Raw genomic sequence first — 20,133 nt, 5'->3', positions numbered from 1 at the left:
CCCGCCGCGGCCGGCGCGCCGGGCCCCGGCGACCCGTCACCGGGCGAGCCGACCGCGGCCGACTCCGCGTTCCCCGGCGGCGACGGGGGTGCTTCCGGCCGCGGTCCCGGCGATGGCGACGACGACCCGGCCGATCCGGCCGGCCCGGCCGGCCCGGCCGCCCACGACGCGTCGGCGCCCGCCGCCGACTCGATGTTCCCCGCCGACTCCGTCGTCCACGACCTCGCGTCCGCCGAGGGCGACCCGGCCCTCCAGGGCGCAAGGACCGGGCCCGCCGACGACGCCGGCGAGGGCGAATTCGGCACCGACCAGGTCGAACACCCCAGCTCCTCCTACGTGCTGCGGGTCAACGGCCAGGACCGGCCCGTCAACGACGCGTGGATCGGGGAGTCCCTCCTCTACGTGCTGCGCGAGCGCCTCGGCCTCGCCGGGGCCAAGGACGGCTGCTCGCAGGGCGAGTGCGGCGCCTGCAACGTCCAGGTCGACGGGCGGCTCGTCGCCTCCTGCCTGGTGCCCGCGGCCACCGCCGCCGGCTCCGAGGTGCGCACCGTCGAGGGCCTCGCCGCGAACGGCGAACCCTCCGACGTCCAGCGGGCCCTCGCCGCCCGCGGCGCCGTCCAGTGCGGCTTCTGCATCCCCGGCATGGCGATGACCGTCCACGACCTCCTGGAGGGCAACCACGCCCCCTCCGACCTGGAGACCCGGCAGGCCCTCAGCGGCAACCTCTGCCGCTGCTCCGGCTACCGCGGCGTCCTGGAGGCCGTCCGCGAGGTCGCCGAGGCCCGCGCCTCGGGCGCCGAGGCCGCACACGCCGGCGACAGTGCCAACGGCCCCGCGGCCTTCGTCCCGGGCCCCGGCCCGGCGGGCACGGCCGAACGCGCCGCCGCCGACGGCAGCACGGGCCCCGCAGACCCGGGCCGCATCCCGCACCAGGCCCCGCCCGGCGCGGGAGGCGTCCACGCACAGGCCCCCCAGGGCCCGCACCACCCGCACGCTAACGACGGAGGCATGGCGTGAGCGACGACGTGGCCACCGCGGCCGGCCCCGCGGTCCCGGACGGCGAGGAGCGCACACACGGCCTCGGCGCGTCCCTCCCCGCCGCCGAGGCCCGCGCCAAGACCGAGGGCACCTACCCCTACGCGGCCGACCTGTGGGCCGAGGGCCTGCTGTGGGCGGCGATCCTGCGCTCCCCCCACCCGCACGCCCGCATCGTCTCGATCGACACCTCCGCCGCCGCCCGCATGCCCGGCGTGCGGGCCGTCGTCACTCACGTGGACGTGCCCGGCGACCCGTCGTACGGCCGCAAGGTCGCCGACCGCCCCGTCTTCGCCTCCGACGTCGTACGCCACCACGGCGAGGCGATCGCCGCGATCGCCGCCGAACACCCCGACGCGGCCCGCCTCGCCGCCGCGGCCGTCGCCGTCGAGTACGAGGTCCTCGAACCGGTCACCGACCCCGAGAAGGCCTTCGCCGCCGAGCCGCTGCACCCGGACGGCAACCTGATCAGGCACATCCCGCTGCGCTACGGCGACCCGGCGGCCCAGGGCGAGGTCGTCGTCGAGGGCCTGTACCGCATCGGCCGCCAGGACACCGCGCCCGTCGGCGCCGAGGCCGGCCTGGCCGTCCCGCGCCCGGACGGCGGCGTCGAGATCTACACCGCCTCCACCGACCCCCACACCGACCGCGACCTCGCCGCCGCGTGCTTCGGCCTGCCGCCCGAGCAGGTCAAGCTCGTCGTGACGGGCGTGCCCGGCGCCACCGGCGACCGGGAGGACCCCGGCTTCCAGATCCCCCTCGGCCTGCTCGCGCTGCGCACCGGCCGGCCCGTCAAGCTCACGGCGACCCGCGAGGAGTCCTTCCTCGGCCACGCCCACCGCCACCCGACGCTGCTGCGCTACCGCCACCACGCCGACGCGGAGGGCCACCTGGTCAAGGTCGAGGCGCAGATCCTCCTCGACGCCGGCGCCTACGCCGACCAGTCCGCCGAATCGCTCGCCGCGGCCGTGGCGTTCGCCTGCGGCCCCTACGTCGTCCCCCACGCCTTCGTCGAGGGCTGGGCCGTGCGCACCAACAACCCCCCGTCCGGGCACGTCCGCGGCGAGGGCGCCATGCAGGTGTGCGCCGCCTACGAGGGCCAGATGGACAAGCTCGCCGCGAAGCTCGGCATCGAGCCCGCCGAGCTGCGGCTGCGCAACGTCCTCGCCACCGGCGACCTCCTGCCCACCGGGCAGACCGTCACGTGCCCCGCCCCCGTCGCGGAACTGCTGCGCTCCGTACGGGAGTTCCCGCTGCCAACCCTCCCCAAGGACACCCCCGAGGAGGCCTGGCTGCTGCCCGGCGGCCCCGAGGGCGCGGGCGAGCCCGGCGCGGTGCGGCGCGGTGTCGGATACGGCCTCGGCATGGTGCACATGCTCGGCGCGGAAGGCACCGACGAGGTCTCGACCGCCACCGTGAAGGTCCAGGACGGGACCGCCACCGTCATCTGCGCGGCCGTCGACACCGGGCAGGGCTTCGCCACCCTCGCCCGGCAGATCGTGCAGGAGACCCTCGGCATCGAGGAGGTCCACGTCGCCGCGGTCGACACCGACCAGCCTCCGGCCGGCCCGGCCACCCACGGCCGCCACACCTGGGTCTCCGGCGGCGCCGTCGAACGCGCCGCGAAGATGGTCCGCACCCAGCTCCTCCAGCCGCTGGCCCACAAGTTCGGCATGTCGACGGAGCTCCTCCAGATCGCCGACGGCAAGATCACGTCGTACGACGGGGTCCTGTCCACCACCGTTACCGAGGCCCTCGACGGCAAGGAGCTGTGGGCCACCGCCCAGTCCCGCCCGCACCCCACCGAGCCGCTCGACGAATCGGGCCAGGGCGACGCCTTCGTCGGACTGTCGTTCTGCGCGATCCGCGCGGTCGTGGACGTCGACATCGAACTCGGCACGATCCGCGTCGTCGAGATGGCGGTCGCCCAGGACGTCGGCCGCGTCCTCAACCCCGCCCAGCTGCGCACCCGCATCGAGGCCGGCGTCACCCAGGGCATCGGCACCGCGCTCACCGAGAACCTCCGCACCAGCCAGGGCCTCGTCCGCCACCCGGACCTCACCGGCTACGCGCTGCCGACCTCCCTCGACGCCCCGGACATCAAGATCGTGCGGCTCGTCGAGGAACGCGACGTCGTCGCCCCCTTCGGCGCCAAGCCCGCGAGCGCCGTCTCGGTCGTGACGTCCCCGGCCGCGGTCGCCTCGGCCGTCCGCGCCGCCACGGGCCGTCCCGTCGGCCGCCTGCCGATCCGGCCCCAGGCGGCTGTTGCCCAGGGGTGACTCAAGGGTGACGGCAACGCCGTTGCCCCCGTAACCCTTGGATGCGTACTGTCACTTGTGGTCGCTAAAGTGGGCCTGGAACCTGACTTGCATCCGGTTTCGAGGGATTCACCAGCAGGGCGTTGCGTGTACGACCATCCGCGCAGCGACGGGGACGGGGGTAGACAGTCGTGGTAGCGGCAGCAGCGGACGGTGGCGGGGGATCTCCCTCGGACACCTTCGGAGTGGTCGGCGCGTTGTTCGGGGGCGTGGTCGGCGCGGCGGTCGCCGGCGTCAACGACCTGATGAGCAACCTCGCCGACATGAAGAAGTTCAAGAAGGACGTCGACGGCCTCCTCGTCGAACTCCACGGCTCCCAGGCCGCCCCCACCCGGGTCGGCCAGGACCGCATGCAGCGCACGCACCTCGGCGGCGAGGGCTTCCACGAGGCCCAGTTCCTCTACGCGTCCTACGACAACGTCCACACGGAGCTCGAGAACCTCTCCAAGACGCTCGGCCTCCAGATCGAGAGCATGAGCCTGGCGATCGAGACGTCCGGGAAGAGCTACAACGACCTGGACGAGGACATCAAGTCCCGGATGCACAAGCTGAACTCGGAGATCGAGGCCCAGTACCACCCGGACCGCGACCCGTACCACACGGCGGACAAGGGCAAGGCGAAGCCCGGCGCCGGCAACAGCGTCGGAGGATTCGGCGACAACGGGGGTGCCAAGTGAGCGGACACGGGGGCGGCAAGCCGATCGCGGCGAAGACGGATTTCGACGGCATGACGCACGAGCAGATGTATGCGCTGCTGAAGTCCGCCGACATGGAGACGGTCAGCAATCTGTCGCAGAAGCTGTCCGCGATCAGCACCATGGTGACCAAGATCGGCAACCATCTCAAGGCCCACGTCGGCGCGCTGGGCTGGGAGGGCAAGGGCGGCGAAGCGTTCCGCGAGTGGGGCAATCAGACAGCCAACGCGACGTTCAAGCTGGCGGACTACGCGGACTCAGCCAGCATTTGGATGGGCCACGTCTCCCAGGCCATCGTCGAGGCGCACTCGAACATGCCCGCCCTTTCGATCACGACGAACGCACGGACGACCCTTCACACCGCCACCGAGCACATGAAGGACAGCGACTCGCCGACCTTCGAGAAGTCCGCGATGCTCGCCTCGTCGCACATCGAAGGCACCCGCAGCGACGCGGCCGCCCAGATGCAGAAGCTGGCCACGACCTACGTGCAGGCCGGCACCCAGATCAACGGCCTGAAGCCGCCCACGTTCCCGCCCCCGGCGAGTCAGTTGGGGCAAGGCTGGCACGATACACAAGCCCATAGGACAGTGGGTGACGGTGCCGGTGGAGTCCGCAATGTCGACGGTGGCGGCGGTGTCGGCGGAAGTCGCACCGAGGGGTCAAGCAGTGCCCACTCTCGGCTTGTTGCCGATTCATCCTTCATGAATTCGGTGAACGCAACCAGCAGTGGGCACTCGCACTCCGTTCCAGCAGGGGAGCCCGCCGCGCCGGCAGCGCACATGGAAATTGACGGAGCATCCCCGCCAATTGCTCCGCCTCATATTTCAGTGCCCAGCGTGCCGGAGGCGCATCACAGTACGGCGCAGGGCCTTCCGGGCGTGGTGCCGCCAGCTTTTGGTGGGCCGCCTGTCAGTGGTGCTCCGTACTCCGGTGCCGGTAGTGGTCCTCTCGGTGGTCGGCAAGACAACGTGCCGTCGTCGATGCGTCTCCCGCGTGGTTCTTTTAGCGAGAAATTTTCCACTGGACGACCGACGATGCCAAGAGAAAGCGGCATTGCGGGCGGTCGGGCTGTGGAGTCCTCCAACGGGAGGCCTCCCGCACGACTGCCCAGAGGCATGGTGGTCGGTGGGGAAGAAGGAACTCAGGGCACCAGTAGTCGCGGCATGATGGGACGCGGTGCATCCGGTCTCCACATGGGGCCCGAGGGGCAGACGGCGGCTGGTCGCAACGGTTTGGTGAGCGGGCGTCGGCTGGCTTCGGAACCGGGAGGTGTCGTAGGACGCTCGGCGCAGCCCGGGAAGGCGGGTGCTCGGCCCTTCACTCAGGGAGGTTCAGGCCTCCTGCGGGATGGTTCCGGAGCTTCGGAAGACGGCGCAGAGAGGCAAGTCGGCCGCACCGGTATGGCGCCTCAGGGGCGAAAGGGGGCGCGCCGTCGCAATGACGAACACGGCGATGCGCGCCCGGATTACCTGGTCGAGGACGAAGAGACCTGGCAACAAGGTGACCGGCGGGTTGTTCCTCCCGTTATCGAGTAGATCCGCTGGAAAGGTTAGCAGTTGATGCGCAGAGCAAACGGGCGGTCGTTTCGTATCAGGGCTGTCGTGTCGTCCGGTGTGGGGGCACTGCTGTTTGCTGTGGCGGCAGTGCCTGCGCAGGCTGCTGACTCGGTTCGTAGCAGACAATGGCATCTTGATGCCATGCAGGCTGATCAGATCTGGAAGATCAGTACGGGCCGCGGTGTGACCGTCGCTGTACTCGACTCTGGTGTGGATAAAACAGTCCCGGATTTGCAGGGTCAGGTTCTCCCGGGTAAAGATTTCTCGATGCAGAAGGGGGACGAATACACCGACGTCGACAACCATGGCACCGGCATGGCGGACCTGATCGCTGGAACTGGAAAACGAGGCCCTGTTCAGGGATCCTGGGGCCTGGCTCCCGGTGCGAAAATTCTCCCGATTCGCATTCCCTACGCCATTGAAAATGGAACAAAGGACGGAAAGAGTTTCCCGGAAGGAATGGCGGAAGCTATCAGGTATGCGGCCAATTCCTCCGCCAAGATTATCAGTATTTCTGTCGGTGACCCATATGGTAACGGCCCACAGCTCGACGCAGCGGTGAAGTACGCTCTCGCCAAAAACAAGCTTGTGTTTGCCTCCGTGGGAAATAGCGGCGAAGAAGGAAATCCGGTCCAGTACCCAGCCGCGACCCCTGGTGTGGTCGGCGTGGGCGGCTTGGACAAGAAGGCGACACTTTGGTCTGGGTCGGAGACCGGTCCCCAGGTTGACATCTCGGCACCAGCCACCAACATCTGGAGCGCGTGCACAGGCGGCAGCGAAATCTGCGAGGGAACCGGAACCAGCCCAGCCACCGCCCTCACCTCAGCCTCCGCCGCGCTCCTCTGGTCCAAGCACCCGGACTGGACCAACAACCAGATCCTGCGGGTCCTGCTGAACACGGCGAGTGCCCCGATCAGCGGCCCCCGTCACAACGAGCAGGTCGGTTACGGCGCTGTTCGTCCTCTCGTGGCGCTGAGGCGCCCGGGCAACCCGGGCCCGGCCGACGTCTACCCGCTCCCCGACCTGGCCGCAGCTGCGAAGAAGTCGGCGTCGCCGTCCGCCTCCGCCGACACTCAGCCCAACAGCGGCAGCGACAGCAGCAAGAAGAGCAGCGCACCGGCCGCGACCGCGACACCGGACTCCGGCAGTGGCGGTAGCACGGGACTGTGGATCGCGATCGGCGCGGCAGTCGTGGTCGTCGTGGGAGGTTCGACAGCGTTCGCGGTCTCCAGGGCCCGCCGCAAGTCCGCAGCCGCGGCCCCTCCGCCGCAGCAGCCGCCGTATGCGTACACGACGCAGCCCCAGCAGTACTACCCGCCGCAGGCTCCGGGGTACCCGCAGCAGCAGCCGCCACAGCATCCGAAGCAATACCAGCCCCCGCAGGACGGTGGACAAGTGCCGCCCCGGAGCGGTGCCTGACCGACGGCAGTTCTCCAGGTGGGAGCGCACCCGGGGGCCCGAGCGAGGCGCGCCAGCATGAGTCGAGCGTCGCCCTGGACTTGAAGGTCGGGCGACGTACCTCGTTGTGCCTGGATAAGCACGAATGGGCCATTAGATCCTGGCAATTGGTAGCCCTCAAGAGCGCAAAGGGGCGATAAAATGACTGGAGATGTGAGAAGGCAGTTGCCGTCCTGAGGCTCAGCAATGCCGGAGAGTGAGGACGGGGGAAGTCCTCGCGCACAGCCGGAGGCGGGCGTCTGCCGGAGGCCTGTGAGCGTGTCTGCTTCGGCAGCGAGTCGAGTTGCGATCCTGACCAACGGGGGAGATGTGTCGTTCGACGAAGAATGGGCGTCGGCGCGAAGCGCGGCTGCGGTGAACGCAAAGATGCGCCTCGCCGGCGCCCCGTCCGGTGACGGAGGCGGAGAAGACGGTGACTACAAGGTCACCTCGGCTGATTTGCGGGCCATTGGGAACGACGCGCAAGGGCTGTTCCACCACCTCGACACCGATGCCTTCCATGCGGGTGCCGCGACGGACACCGCGGGCAATTCGCTCGACTCGGGTGGATTTGCCACTGGGTCCGCGCTCTGGGCGGCATGGGACGCGTGGCGAAGCCAGGCAGAAACCCTGCTGAGTGCGTGTGCTCTTATCCACAATCATCTCGAAGACACCGTGATCAGTCACAAGAATCACGAAGAGACACTGGTGAGCAACTTCTCCATGTCCGAGATCAACAAGCACTTCAAGTAGGGGTTGACCATGCTGACTTTTGATCAGGTCGTCCACGCGAACTTGAGTGGTCTCGAAGCTGCGGTGAAGGACTGGGACGCCACGGTCACGAAGCTCTCGACGCTCGCAGAGTCGGCCGGCAGCATGAAGGCCAAGGCCGACAAGGCGGACTGGGCCGGGGAGAACGCAGGCGTCACCCGGGAGTTCGTGCGAAAGACAGCAAAGGAGTTCGGTGACGCGAAGACGGAAGCGAGTAGCATCCGCAACATTCTCCGTGACGCGCACACCGAGTTCGCGGCCGCCAAGAAAAGCCTTGTGGCAGTGGCTGATGAGGCTCCCGGCAAGGGCATAAGTATCGGCCCCGACGGTGTCGTCAGCTATGCGGTGCATCCTGACCGTCGGCCCAAGGACTATGACGGACCAAAGCCCACCCAGGAGCAGTTCGCCGCGACCCGCGCTGCAATCAAGGCCGGCGTCGACCGGGCGAACGACGCCGACGAGGTTGCGGCCCGTGCGCTCCGGACCCTCGTGGGCAAAGACAAGAACGACTTCTCGGGGACCGACTACGGCTCCCTCAAGGCCGCATCCAAGGTCCAGGATGCCGAGGACGCCAAGAAGGCGGCAGCGATCGTGGCCAAGGGGGACGACGCGACGCCGGCCGAGATCAAGCAGCTCAACAAGTACCTCACGGACAACAAGGGTGATCAGTACTTCGCGGAGCAGTTCGCCCTGGACGTGGGCGCCAAGGGGAACCTGGAGTTTTGGGCGGACATGGGGGATCCGAGCGACGGGTCGCGTCTTGGCGTCGATCACCAGGACATGCTCAAGGAGCTCCAGAAGAACTGGAGTCTCACGCTTGCCAGTGCTACGCATTCCGACAGTCCCGCGATGAATCAGTGGAAGGCGGACACCATAGCGGCCGGTGCCGAGCCGATCCACACGCGCGGAACATCGCCGTACGGATTCCAGGTCATGAGCAACCTGATGCGGTATGGGAAGTTCGACTCGAAGTTCTTGCATGACTACGGCGATGCTTTGATCGTCACGGAAAACAAGATGACCAAGAACGGCATGGGGAAACCCAGCATGTTCTGGACCTCTTCCGTCGGTGGAATGCCCCATCTGAACTGGAGCGGGACCGATATCGGGCGCGACCCGATGGAGGGTTTCATGAAGTCGCTCGGCCACAACCCCCAGGCATCGGCCGACTTCTTCAACAGCAGTATCGACCTGACGCCCGGCGACACAAGCGATCACAAGAAGCTCGATGCCTTCGACTACCTCACGAAGGACCGAGACTGGCCCAAGGATGTCACCGGCAGCGGTGAAAGCAACAGCTACGGCTACGACAGCCTAGGCAACGCCCTTGAGTCCGCCACTCTCGGGCACCCGTATGACGACCCGAACGCGACAGTCGTGCGCTCGGACGACGGGGCCAAGGTGATGGAGAAAGTTGTGGCTCAGTACGGCGACGCGGGGTTGCTGAAGAAGCAGGCATCACTTGCGGACAGCATCGGGCACATGGGCGCCGGCTACATCGACGACATTGATTGGTCCCTCGCGGAGCATCCGGATCAGGGGGACAACACCAGCAGTTTCGCTCCGCCCGAGGGCAGCAAGGGGCACATCAAGCTGGGAACAGCCGATGCCCAGAAGTTCCTCAGCTCGCTGGGGCAGCACCCGAACGCATATGCCGACGTCGGTCATGCACAGGCCATCTACACCAGTTCGGTGCTGGAGGGCCAGACGGGCTCCCATAGGGTGAATCCGGACGAAGCGACGGGACCCGCTCTGGAGGCGGTGCGAGTCGGGGCTCAGGTGCAAGGCACCCTCGACCATTCGCGAGTGGCGCAGATCGCAGCCGAGGGGGCCAAGGCGGCCGACGACTACAGCAAGGCCTTGGATGCGAAGTCCGGGTGGGTCGATTTCGGCGTTGGCGCCGCCGTCGGAGCGGGGGCTGCGTTCCTGCCGATCTCTGCACCCGCGGCGGGTGCCGCGGCTGTCCTGGTGCCGCTTGCAGTGGACAACGGGCAGGGTGCCATCGAGCAGTTCGCAGGGCAGATCATGGGCGGATGGTTCGACGGCTCCAACGACAGTTGGAGTGATGATCACAATGAACGCCTCCATGAGGCCGAGACGGCTGTCTACGGTGCGGGGGAGTCGAACTCCGAGGCGCCGATGCGTGTGTACATGGATGCGCATGGCATCGATGTGAAATCTAAGGCGGGTCAGGAACTCATCCAGGCGACGCAGCTTGGCTACGAGTACGGAAACGGTCAAGATCAACGACAGGGAGACCTGCCCCAGACGGGCTGAGTCTCTGGCGACGTGCGGCATCGAGTGCGAGGTATGGGCGTGAAGACGTGGCAGGTGGCACAGGCGACGCTGATGGTGAGTGGGCTGGGATTGGTACTTGTCGGCTGTGGCGGCCACTCTGCTCCTGCGGCCATCTCCGCTATCAAGGTGTGCGACGGCCACATCACCTCGGTCGGGGCCAAGTCGGTTGAGTTCCTGACAGGCGCGACAAAATTCGCCCCCAAACCGGGCGACTCGTCGGAGGCTTCGTACCCGAAGGCTGCCTCGGCCTTGGTCGACGGGTATGTGGAGACGGGGAACAGCGATTCTGTGCCTAAGCCTGCGTGTTCGATCGCGGATCTGAAGGGTGGAAGCCCCGAGTTGTCGGTCGGTTTTCGAACCGAGACGGGCGGTGCGTCCGGAGGTCCGGTATCCGACACGCTCAAGAAGTACGACGTGGGCCGCGGCGCCTTCATAGGCTCAGGACGCTCGTACCTGTACTTCGCCTGTGTGAGCTCCAAGTTCCACGGCAGTACCAAGAGCTCCCCGGCAATCGTTGTGGGGGAGCTGACCAATAATGCACAAGGGCAAGGGCGATACAAGCCGAAAGGCGACGCTGAAAAGGTAAGCGAGGCCAATCTTGCGGTCCTCAACTCCCTCTCCCTGAGTATGGCCAAGGAACTCGGTTGTGCCGACGCCGGAGGTCTCTCATCGGACTAGCCCTCCCACCTGTCACGGGGGACAGGGGCTCTGCGTGATTTCAGCACCGGAGCGCGATCGCCTCGGCGTGAGTGGATCTACACCGCGAATCAGCACTTAGACCTTGGCGGCGGGCTCCCACTCGCCCCGGGGGCCTTTCCCCTTGCCGCAGCCGGCCGCAGGAGCGGCAATAGAAGCGACGGCGGTGCGGAGGCCCAGGGCACGCCGGACGCCGCCCTCCGTGGCCCGCCCCCAACAAGCTGCGGGCCGAGCAGGTCTGCCGCCCCCCCGGCGGTCCTACGACCAACGGACCAGCTCCGTTCCGTCGGCCGGCCAGGGGTCAAACCCGCTCGTGCCCCTTACGCTGTCGGGATGAGCACCCCCGAATCGCGCGACGCCGAGGTCGCCGCCGCCGACCCGTCCCTTGTCCCCGACCTGATCGGCGGGGACGCGGGGCACGGCAAGGAACGCGGGGGTGAGGGCGGGGCCCTCGGGGGACGCGGTGGCGAGGAGCCCGGGGAAGGCGGCGCGGGGGGCTCGGATGCCGGCGCCGCTCGCGGGGTGCTCCACGCGCCCTTCCGGGCGCTGAGCATCGGCATCGTGTCCGTCGTGCTGCTCATCGCGTTCGAGGCGACCGCCGTCGGCACGGCCATGCCGGTCGCGGCGCGGGAGCTGCACGGCATCCCGCTCTACGCGTTCGCGTTCTCCGCGTACTTCACCACCAGCCTGTTCGGGATGGTCTTCGCCGGCCAGTGGTCGGACCGCGACGGGCCGCTCGCGCCGCTCACCGCCGGGATCGGCCTGTTCGCGGCCGGGCTGCTCGTCGCGGGGACCGCCTCCGGCATGTGGGTGTTCATCCTGGGCCGGGCCGTGCAGGGACTGGGCGGCGGGCTGGTGATCGTCGCGCTGTACGTGGTGGTGGGCCGCGCGTACCCGCCCCGGCTGCGGCCCTCGATCATGGCGGCGTTCGCCGCGGCCTGGGTGGTCCCGTCGGTGGTGGGGCCGCTCGCGTCCGGGACGGTCACGGAACAGCTCGGCTGGCGCTGGGTGTTCCTCGGCATCCCGGTCCTGATCGTGCTGCCGCTCGCGCTCGCGCTGCCCGCGATCCGGCGGATGGCCGCGGGGCGCGCCGACCCCGGGGCGCCCGTGCCGCGCTTCGACCGCAGGCGCATCGTGCTGGCGCTCGCGCTGTCCGCGGGCGCGGGCCTGCTCCAGTACGCGGGCGAGGACCTGCGGTGGGTGTCGCTGCTCCCCGTGGCGGGCGGCGCGGCGCTGCTCGTCGTGGCGGTGCGCCGGCTGCTGCCCGCGGGCACCTGGCGCGCGGCGCGCGGGCTGCCCGCCGTGGTGGCGCTGCGCGGGGTGTCGGCGGGATCGTTCATCGCGGCGGAGAGCTTCGTGCCGCTGATGCTGGTCACGCAGCGGGGCCTGTCACCGACCATGGCGGGCCTGTCCATCGCCGCGGGCGGCGTGACGTGGTCCCTCGGTTCGTTCGTGCAGTCGCGGCCGCGGCTGCAGCCGCACCGCGAGACGCTGATGGCGGGCGGCATGGTGCTGGTGACGCTGGGCATCGCGATCGCGCCCCTGGTGCTGCTGAGCGCGGTGCCCGTGTGGATCGTCGCCGTGGCGTGGGCGGTCGGCTGCGTCGGAATGGGCGTCGTGATCTCGTCGACGAGCGTGGTCGCGCTCGGTCTTTCGGCCCCCGAGGAGGTCGGCGCCAACTCGTCGGCCCTGCAGATCTCGGACGGCCTGTCGAACGTGCTGATGCTGGCCGTCGGCGGCGCCGCCTTCGGGGCGCTCGGCGGCGGTTCGGTCGGCGGAGGCGGGGCGCCCGCGGCCGCCGGGGGCGGCGCGGCCGGGTCGCATCCGGCCGCCTTCGCTTCGGTGTTCGTGCTGATGGCGGTCGTGGCGCTGGTCGGCATCCGGGTCGCGACCCGCGTCCGTACCGGCCCTGCCGCCGGGCGGGCCGGGCGGACCCGGGCACGGGAGAGCGCGGAAATGTGACACATCCCGCACCCGGCGCGTGGGCCCGGGTTCGGACGGGGATCGCGGCGGGCCCCCGGTAGGGTGGCCCGGTTGTCGTACGGCAGCGGCCGGTCCCGTCCCGCGGCGCGGCCGCAAGGTTCGGAACGGAGACCGTGAGTACTCCCGCCTCTCAGCATCACCTCTCACCCGCCTTCCCCGGCAGGGCCCCCTGGGGCACCGCGAACAAGCTGCGCGCCTGGCAGGAGAACGCGCTGTCGCGCTACCTCCAGGAGCAGCCCCGCGACTTCCTCGCGGTGGCGACCCCGGGCGCAGGCAAGACCACGTTCGCGCTGACCCTGGCGTCCTGGCTGCTGCACCACCACGTCGTGCAGCAGATCACGGTCGTCGCGCCCACCGAGCACCTCAAGACACAGTGGGCGGACGCGGCCGCGCGGATAGGGATCAAGCTGGACCCCGAGTACAGCGCGGGTCCGCTCAGCAAGGAGTACGACGGCGTCGCCGTCACGTACGCGGGCGTCGGCGTGCGCCCCATGCTGCACCGCAACCGCTGCGAGCAGCGCAAGACGCTCGTCATCCTCGACGAGATCCACCACGCGGGCGACTCCAAGTCGTGGGGCGAGGCGTGCCTGGAGGCGTTCGAGCCGGCCACCCGCCGCCTCGCGCTGACCGGAACGCCCTTCCGCTCCGACACGAACCCCATCCCGTTCGTCGTCTACGAGGAGGGGGACGACGGCATCCGCCGTTCCTCCGCCGACTACACGTACGGCTACGGCAACGCGCTCGGCGACGGCGTCGTGCGTCCCGTCATCTTCCTCAGCTACAGCGGCAACATGCGCTGGCGTACGAAGGCAGGCGACGAGATCGCCGCGCGCCTCGGCGAGCCGATGACGAAGGACGCGACGTCGCAGGCGTGGCGCACGGCCCTCGACCCGCGCGGCGAGTGGATGCCGAACGTCCTGCGCGCCGCCGACCAGCGCCTCACCGAGGTCCGCAAGGGCATCCCGGACGCGGGCGGCCTCGTCATCGCCGCCGACCAGGACTCCGCGCGCGCCTACGCGAAGATGGTCCGCGAGATCACCGGCACCAAGGCCACCGTCGTCCTGTCCGACGAGGCCGCGGCGTCCAAGCGCATCGAGGAGTTCAGCGCGAGCCAGGACCGCTGGATGGTCGCCGTCCGCATGGTCTCCGAGGGCGTCGACGTGCCGCGCCTGGCCGTCGGCGTGTACGCCACGACGATCTCGACGCCGCTGTTCTTCGCCCAGGCAGTGGGCCGTTTCGTGCGCTCCAGGCGGCGCGGCGAGACCGCGTCCGTGTTCCTGCCCACCATCCCCGACCTGCTCGGCTTCGCGGGCGAGATGGAGGTCGAGCGGGACCACGCCCTCGACAAGCCCAAGAAGGGCGGTGAGGAGGATCCGTACGCCGAGTCCGAGAAGGAGATGGACGAGGCCAACAAGCAGGAGGACGAGGACACCGGCGAGCAGGACATGCTGCCGTTCGAGGCGCTGGAGTCCGACGCCGTCTTCGACCGGGTCCTCTACGACGGCGCCGAGTTCGGCATGCAGGCGCACCCGGGCAGCGAGGAGGAGCAGGACTACCTCGGCATCCCGGGCCTGCTGGAGCCCGACCAGGTGCAGATACTGCTGCAGCGCCGCCAGGCCCGGCAGATCGCGCACAGCAGGAAGAAGCCGGACCACGAGGCGGACCTCGTCGAACTGCCCGCCGAGCGGCGGCCGGTGGTCTCGCACCGCGAACTCCTCGACCTGCGCAAGCAGTTGAACACGATGGTCGGCGCGTACGTGCACCAGAGCGGCAAGCCGCACGGTGTCGTCCACACCGAGCTGCGCCGGGTGTGCGGAGGCCCGCCGAGCGCCGAGGCCACCGCAGGGCAGATCCGGGAGCGGATCAAGAAGGTGCAGGAGTGGGCCACCCGGATGCGCTGACCGGCCCGGCCTGACGCGGCCCGGGCCGGTGCGGTCGTGCCGCCGCCGTTCCACCGACGTTCCACCGCGCGCGAACCGGCCGCCGGAGGCCCTCGCGCTCCGGTGCGGCCGGCGTGCGTGCGTCCCCCGCCCGCGTGTGCTCCGCCTGCGTGTGCGTCCCGCCCGCGTGCGCGGCCGGCGCGCACGCGGGGCCGGGGTGTGCGTACCCCTCGCGCATGGATTCCCCGCGTGCGTGGCCGGTGTGTGCGTCCCGCGCGTGTGCGGGGTGTTCGTGGCCGGTGTGCGCAGGCGGTGTACGTGTGCAGTGTGCGTGTGCGTCCCCGTGTCGGCGGATGGGGTGACGTATGCCGTCATCAGTGGCTCCTCCGTCCATGTGCGGATCAACTCGGCCACCGTGACCGGATTCTGGACCGGGTCTTCCGCTGAGCGGTATGCCTCGCTACTGTCCGGTCATATGAACACGCGCCGTGGCAGCTCCGCCGCGCAGCGCAGCCGGTGTGCTGTGTCCGGCGGGGGACTGGCCGTGCGTCACCGAGGGACCGGTGCCGGAACCACTGCGGTACCGCCTCCGCCACTCACTCCGAGACCATCGAAGGAGAGGGCGTCGTGACCGCCGAGACCTCCCAGACGCTCGACAGAGGACTGCGTGTCCTGAAGCTGCTCGCAGAGACCGACCACGGCCTGACCGTCACCGAACTCTCCCACCGGCTGGGCGTCAACAGGACGGTCGTCTACCGCCTCCTGACCACGCTGGAACAGCACGCGCTCGTCCGCCGCGACCTCGGCGGCCGGGTCCGGGTCGGCCTCGGTGTGCTGCGCCTGGGCCGCCAGGTGCATCCGCTCGTACGGGAGGCCGCGCTGCCCGCCCTGCGGTCGCTGGCCGAGGACATAGGCGCCACCGCACACCTCACACTCGTCGACGGCACCGACGCGCTGGCCGTCGCCGTCGTCGAGCCCAGCTGGACCGACTACCACGTCGCCTACCGCGCGGGTTTCCGGCACGCCCTCGACCGGGGCGCCGCGGGCAAGGCCATCCTGGCCGCGCGCGGCGCGGTGCTGACCGAGCCGCGGTGCACCCTCACCCACGGCGAGCTGGAGACGGGCGCGAGCGGGGCCGCGGCCGCGCTGGTCGGTGTGAGCGGGCTGGAGGGGAGCGTCGGTGTGGTGATGCTCGCCGACTCCGTGCCCGAGCGCGTCGGCGCCCGCGTCGTCGACGCCGCACGGGAGGTCGCGGACGCCCTCCGCTGAACCCCGCGGGGCCCGGTCCGCACCCGGCGAGGGGCGGGCGAGGAGGCGGGCCGCCGGGGAGGGGCGTGCGGCCGATAGATTGGCTCCGTGTTCTCTCGGTTCTCTCGTCTCTCACGTCCCGTCTTCCTCGCGCTGTGCGCCGTGCCGATCGTGGCGCTGCTCGCCGTGGTGGCGCTCGCGCCGCTCCCGTACGCGATCGCGGCGCCCGGGCTGACCGCGAACGTGCTCGGGGTCAACAAGGGGCAGGAGGTCATCACCATCTCCCGCGCGCCGGTCAGGAAGACCACGGGGCAGCTGCGGATGACCACCATCGAGGCGACGGGCCCTTCGGCGTCGGTGCACATCGGCGAGATCGTGCGGGGCTGGTTCCGCACCAAGCAGGCGGTGCTGCCGCGTGACGCCGTCTACCCGGCCGGGCAGTCCGTCAAGGAGATCGACAAGACCAACACCGACGACATGGTGCAGTCGCAGGACGACGCCGTCACCGCAGCGCTCGGCTACCTCCACAAGGACCCGAAGTCCGTGAGCGTCAAGCTGCGGCTCGCCGACGTCGGCGGCCCCAGCGCGGGCCTGCTGTTCACGCTCGGCATCGTGGACAAGCTGAACGGCGACGGATCGGGCGGAGACCTCACGGGCGGCAGGGTCGTCGCGGGAACGGGAACGATCGACGCGTCGGGCAAGGTCGGCGCCGTCGGCGGGGTGGCCCTCAAGACGCAGGCCGCCGCCCGCGACGGCGCGACGGTGTTCCTCGTGCCGAAGGCCGAGTGCTCCGACGCCAAGGTCGGCCTGCCCAAGCAGCTGCGCCTGGTCCCCGCCACCACCGTCGGCAACGCGATCACGTCGCTCAAGGCGCTCCAGTCGGGCGGCGCCGTACCCACCTGCTGAACGCCGTCCCGCCCGGCCCCTGCTCGGGCACCCCCGCCGACCGTCCCCTCCGCGCCGCCGGACTCCCGGCCGCCCGTCCCGCGCCCGCATCCCGCGGGAGCGCGGTTCCCCCGCGCCCGGCCCCTGCTCGGGCACCCCCGCCGACCGCCCCTCCGCGCCCGGCCCCGGCCCGCGTTCCCCGGGAGCCGGTCCGCCCGGCGCCCCCCTGCCCCCTGCTCCTATCTTTCCGAGTCGCGCGCGGCCTGCTCCACCAGCGGGATGATGCGCAGCGGCACGGGGTTCTCCATGACGATCGCGGTGGACGCGCGCATGATCCCCTCGAAGCCGACCACCAGGTCGATGACCCGCTGGAGATCCGCGTTGGACCGTGCCACCAGCCGGCACAGCATGTCCCCGCTGCCCGTCGTGGTGTGCAGCTCCAGCACCTCGGGAACGCCGTCGAGATGGGCCCGGACGTCCGCGCCCTGGCCCTGTTTGATCTCCAGCGTCGCGAACGCGGTGACGGGGTAACCGAGCGCCGCCGGGTCGACGTTCGGGCCGAAGCCGCGGATCACGCCACTGGAGCGCAGCCGGTCCAGCCGGGCCTGCACCGTGCCGCGGGCCACGCCGAGCCGGCGGGACGCCTCCAGTACGCCGATCCGGGGCTCGCGCGCCAGCAGGACGAGCAGTCGCCCGTCGAGTCCGTCGATCGCCATGTCCGCCCGCTCCTTCGTCCGGTGCGGCGGGTCGCTCTCCGCCGTGGTCACCCTGTACAGATCGCCCGGTGATTGTGGCATTCGGCTGTACGGGGTGCCCAGTGATTGCGAGAACTGTTGCGCACCTTGTGGGGCGGGGTGACCCTGAGTCCATGGCAGACACCTCGATGCACACCGGCACCGCATCCGCCTCCGTCCCCGACTCGGCGCGCGCCGCCGACCCGTTCCCCGTCAAGGGAATGGACGCGATCGTCTTCGCCGTCGGCAATGCCAAGCAGGCCGCCCACTACTACTCCACCGCCTTCGGCATGAAGCTCGTCGCGTACTCGGGCCCGGAGAACGGCAGCCGTGAGACCGCGAGTTACGTGCTCACCAGCGGCTCGGCCCGGTTCGTGTTCACGTCGGTCGTCAAGCCGTCGACGGACTGGGGCCGGTTTTTGACGGACCATGTCGCCGAACACGGCGACGGCGTCGTGGACCTGGCGATCGAGGTGCCCGACGCGCGTGCCGCCTACGCGTACGCGACGTCGCGCGGCGCTCGCGGCCTCGTCGAGCCGCACGAGGTCAAGGACGAGCACGGCACGGTCGTGCTCGCCGCCATCGCCACGTACGGCAGCACACGGCACACGCTGGTGGAGCGCTCCGGCTACGACGGCCCCTACCTGCCCGGCTTCGCCGCCGCGCAGCCGATCGTCGCGCCGCAGGACAAGCGCAGCTTCCAGGCCGTCGACCACTGCGTCGGCAACGTCGAACTCGGCCGCATGAACGAGTGGGTCGGCTTCTACAACAAGGTCATGGGCTTCACCAACATGAAGGAGTTCGTCGGCGACGACATCGCCACCGAGTACTCCGCGCTCATGTCGAAGGTCGTCGCCGACGGCACGCTCAAGGTGAAGTTCCCCATCAACGAGCCCGCCGTCGCGAAGAAGAAGTCGCAGATCGACGAGTACCTGGAGTTCTACAGCGGCGCCGGTGTCCAGCACATCGCCCTGGCGACGAACGACATCGTCTCCTCGGTGCGGCAGATGCGCGCGGCGGGGGTGCAGTTCCTGGACACGCCGGACTCGTACTACGAGACGCTCGGCGAGTGGGCGGGCGAGACGCGGGTCCCGCTGGAGACGCTGCGCGAGCTGAAGCTGCTGGTCGACCGGGACGAGGACGGCTACCTCCTGCAGATCTTCACCAAGCCCGTCCAGGATCGCCCGACCGTCTTCTTCGAAATGATCGAACGGCACGGTTCGATGGGATTCGGCAAGGGCAACTTCAAGGCGCTGTTCGAAGCGATCGAGAGGGAGCAGGAGAAGCGCGGCAATCTCTGACGCGCCGCTCGCGCTCCCGGCACACGTCCTGCCTGCGGCCCCGTGGAAACTGACCCACGGGGCCGCGTCGCGTCCGCACGGCGGCGGTGCGCTTCTCGGAGGGCGCCGCCCGCCGGCCCGCGCCGCCGCCCGGGCGGGATTCGCGCGTTTTTGGGCGGCTCCGGGCGTCAGGGCTGCGCCACCGGCCCGGCCGCCGCCTCGCCGGGAGCCTCCCCCGAGGAGTCACCGGCAGCCTCCCCCGCCGCCTCGCCGGAGGCGTCGTCCGGCGTCCCGGCCGCGCTCGACCCGCCCACCGAGTCCAGGGCCTCCCGGGCGCGGGGAGCGAGCAGCGGCGAGAAGTACGGGTCGGTGCGCAGCGCCTCCTCCAGGTGCCGGCGCGCGTCGGCCTCCATGCCGAGCGTGCGTTCGATCTCGCCGCGGTGGTACTGGAACAGCGCGTCGGCGCGGCCCTGCTCCGTCGCCGTGGTGGCGTACGTGAGCGCACGCGCCGCGTCCCCCGCCCGGTACAGCGCCCAGCCGAGCGCGTCCGCCGCCTCGATGCTGCGGTGCCCGCTCGTCCACTCCGCCGTCAGCCGGCCGACCGCCGCCCCGGGGTCGCCGTGGTCGGCCTCGTAGCGGCCGAGGAGGAGGTCCTCGTCCACGCCGCCGCGCTGCGCCTTCGCCGCCTCCGCGCGCAGCTTCGCGTACTGCGTCTGCGCGTCGCCGGTCAGGCCGAGCGAGTCGTAGAGCTCGCCGAAGTCCAGGGCGTACTCCGGCAGCGGCTGCTTCGCCTGGGCCCGCTGGTACGCCTGGTAGGCCTCGTCGGTCCGGCCGAGCGCGGCCAGTGCCCGGCCCCGGCCCGCCTGCGCGGCGGACAGGTCGGGCGCCGCCTGGAGGGCCGCGTCGTACTGGCCGAGCGCCTCCTTCGGCTCCCCCCGCTCCGCGGCGAGGTCTCCGAGGGCGAGCAGCGCGGTCCCCTTCTGCGCGGGCGAGGCCGCGTGCTCGACGGCGTCGGACGCCTTCGCGGCCGCGTCCTCCCTGTGCCCCCGGTCGCGGTAGACGAGTGCGTACGCCGAGGCCGCCGCCGGTGCCGCGGGCCTGGCCTTCGCGAAGCGGGCCGCGGCCCGGCCCGCGCTCTCGTAGTCGCCGAGGCCGTTGTACGCGTCGACGAGCGCCGGGTAGGCGGACCAGGCGGAGGCGTCGCGCCGCAGGGCCCGTTCGCCCCACTTCCGCGCGGCCGGGTAGTCGTGGCGGGCGACCGCGAGGGACGCGAGGCCGACGAGCGCCTCGGTCGGCGTGGCGGCCGCGGCCTCC

General features: G+C 70.4%; 15 protein-coding genes. 13 read left to right on the top strand and 2 right to left on the bottom strand.

The annotated features are described in order from the left end of the window. From L1885_RS08585 to L1885_RS08530, 12 genes are all read left to right on the top strand, one after another. Positions 1-1,017, top strand: a 1,017-nt coding sequence (locus L1885_RS08585) for a (2Fe-2S)-binding protein (RefSeq protein WP_235796415.1), incomplete at its 5' end; no start/stop codon positions are given. Continuing rightward, a complete protein-coding gene (locus L1885_RS08580) occupies positions 1,014-3,314 on the top strand; it encodes a xanthine dehydrogenase family protein molybdopterin-binding subunit (RefSeq protein ID WP_372481892.1) in 2,301 nt (766 codons plus the stop codon). The genes L1885_RS08585 and L1885_RS08580, both read left to right, overlap by 4 nt. A 170-nt stretch (positions 3,315-3,484) precedes the next feature. Then, positions 3,485-4,030 (top strand): DUF2563 family protein, encoded by a 546-nt coding sequence (locus tag L1885_RS08575; protein WP_235796414.1) that lies wholly within the window; start codon positions 3,485-3,487, stop codon positions 4,028-4,030. 50 nt (positions 4,031-4,080) lie between these two features. Further along, entirely contained in the window at positions 4,081-5,586 is a 1,506-nt protein-coding gene (locus L1885_RS08570) for a hypothetical protein (RefSeq protein ID WP_235796413.1), read from the top strand. Between the two features lie 162 nt (positions 5,587-5,748). After that, positions 5,749-7,026 (top strand): type VII secretion-associated serine protease mycosin, encoded by a 1,278-nt coding sequence (gene mycP, locus L1885_RS08565; RefSeq protein ID WP_235796412.1) that lies wholly within the window; start codon positions 5,749-5,751, stop codon positions 7,024-7,026. Positions 7,027-7,374: 348 nt separating this feature from the next. Next, positions 7,375-7,797: a hypothetical protein gene (locus tag L1885_RS08560; protein WP_235796411.1), complete on the top strand. Its 423-nt coding sequence runs from the start codon at positions 7,375-7,377 to the stop codon at positions 7,795-7,797. A 9-nt stretch (positions 7,798-7,806) separates the two neighbouring features. Beyond that, complete coding sequence (locus tag L1885_RS08555; RefSeq protein WP_235796410.1) at positions 7,807-10,092, top strand: hypothetical protein; 2,286 nt, start codon at positions 7,807-7,809, stop codon at positions 10,090-10,092. Positions 10,093-10,131: 39 nt separating this feature from the next. Continuing rightward, positions 10,132-10,791: a hypothetical protein gene (locus tag L1885_RS08550; RefSeq protein ID WP_235796409.1), complete on the top strand. Its 660-nt coding sequence runs from the start codon at positions 10,132-10,134 to the stop codon at positions 10,789-10,791. A 351-nt stretch (positions 10,792-11,142) separates the two neighbouring features. Further along, entirely contained in the window at positions 11,143-12,771 is a 1,629-nt protein-coding gene (locus L1885_RS08545) for an MFS transporter (protein ID WP_235796408.1), read from the top strand. A 134-nt stretch (positions 12,772-12,905) separates the two neighbouring features. Next, entirely contained in the window at positions 12,906-14,693 is a 1,788-nt protein-coding gene (locus L1885_RS08540) for a DEAD/DEAH box helicase (RefSeq protein WP_235796407.1), read from the top strand. Positions 14,694-15,299: 606 nt separating this feature from the next. Then, positions 15,300-15,941, top strand: coding sequence for an IclR family transcriptional regulator (locus L1885_RS08535; protein ID WP_235796406.1), 642 nt, complete (start codon positions 15,300-15,302; stop codon positions 15,939-15,941). An 87-nt stretch (positions 15,942-16,028) separates the two neighbouring features. Then, positions 16,029-16,826 (top strand): S16 family serine protease, encoded by a 798-nt coding sequence (locus L1885_RS08530; RefSeq protein WP_235796405.1) that lies wholly within the window; start codon positions 16,029-16,031, stop codon positions 16,824-16,826. Between the two features lie 218 nt (positions 16,827-17,044). On the opposite strand, the gene L1885_RS08525 is transcribed toward L1885_RS08530, so the two are convergent. Next, the gene (locus tag L1885_RS08525; protein WP_235796404.1) at positions 17,045-17,521 is read right to left on the bottom strand and encodes an Lrp/AsnC family transcriptional regulator; all 477 of its coding nucleotides are present in this window, start codon (positions 17,519-17,521) and stop codon (positions 17,045-17,047) included. A 152-nt stretch (positions 17,522-17,673) separates the two neighbouring features. Between L1885_RS08525 and hppD the strand changes: the two genes are divergently transcribed. Continuing rightward, positions 17,674-18,840, top strand: a complete 1,167-nt coding sequence (gene hppD, locus L1885_RS08520) for a 4-hydroxyphenylpyruvate dioxygenase (protein ID WP_235796403.1) — start codon at positions 17,674-17,676, stop codon at positions 18,838-18,840. 167 nt (positions 18,841-19,007) lie between these two features. Here hppD and L1885_RS08515 read toward each other — a convergent pair. Next, on the bottom strand, positions 19,008-20,133 hold a 1,126-nt coding region (locus tag L1885_RS08515), incomplete at its 5' end, for a tetratricopeptide repeat protein (RefSeq protein ID WP_235796402.1).

Source organism: Streptomyces fuscigenes (genome assembly GCF_021556455.1).
Taxonomy (GTDB): Bacteria; Actinomycetota; Actinomycetes; order Streptomycetales; family Streptomycetaceae; genus Streptomyces; species Streptomyces fuscigenes.
The sequence above is the reverse complement of the archived record's forward strand: the minus strand, read 5'-3'. Positions and strand labels throughout refer to the sequence as shown.

Bases quoted from the DNA above. Each gene is read 5' to 3' on its own strand.
- L1885_RS08570 (WP_235796413.1), top strand. From the start codon at position 4,081: ATGACGCACGAGCAGATGTATGCGCTGCTGAAGTCCGCCGACATGGAG.
- mycP (WP_235796412.1), top strand. From the start codon at position 5,749: ATGCAGGCTGATCAGATCTGGAAGATCAGTACGGGCCGCGGTGTGACC.
- L1885_RS08555 (WP_235796410.1), top strand. From the start codon at position 7,807: ATGCTGACTTTTGATCAGGTCGTCCACGCGAACTTGAGTGGTCTCGAA.
- L1885_RS08545 (WP_235796408.1), top strand. From the start codon at position 11,143: ATGAGCACCCCCGAATCGCGCGACGCCGAGGTCGCCGCCGCCGACCCG.
- L1885_RS08525 (WP_235796404.1), bottom strand. From the start codon at position 17,521: ATGGCGATCGACGGACTCGACGGGCGACTGCTCGTCCTGCTGGCGCGC.
- hppD (WP_235796403.1), top strand. From the start codon at position 17,674: ATGGCAGACACCTCGATGCACACCGGCACCGCATCCGCCTCCGTCCCC.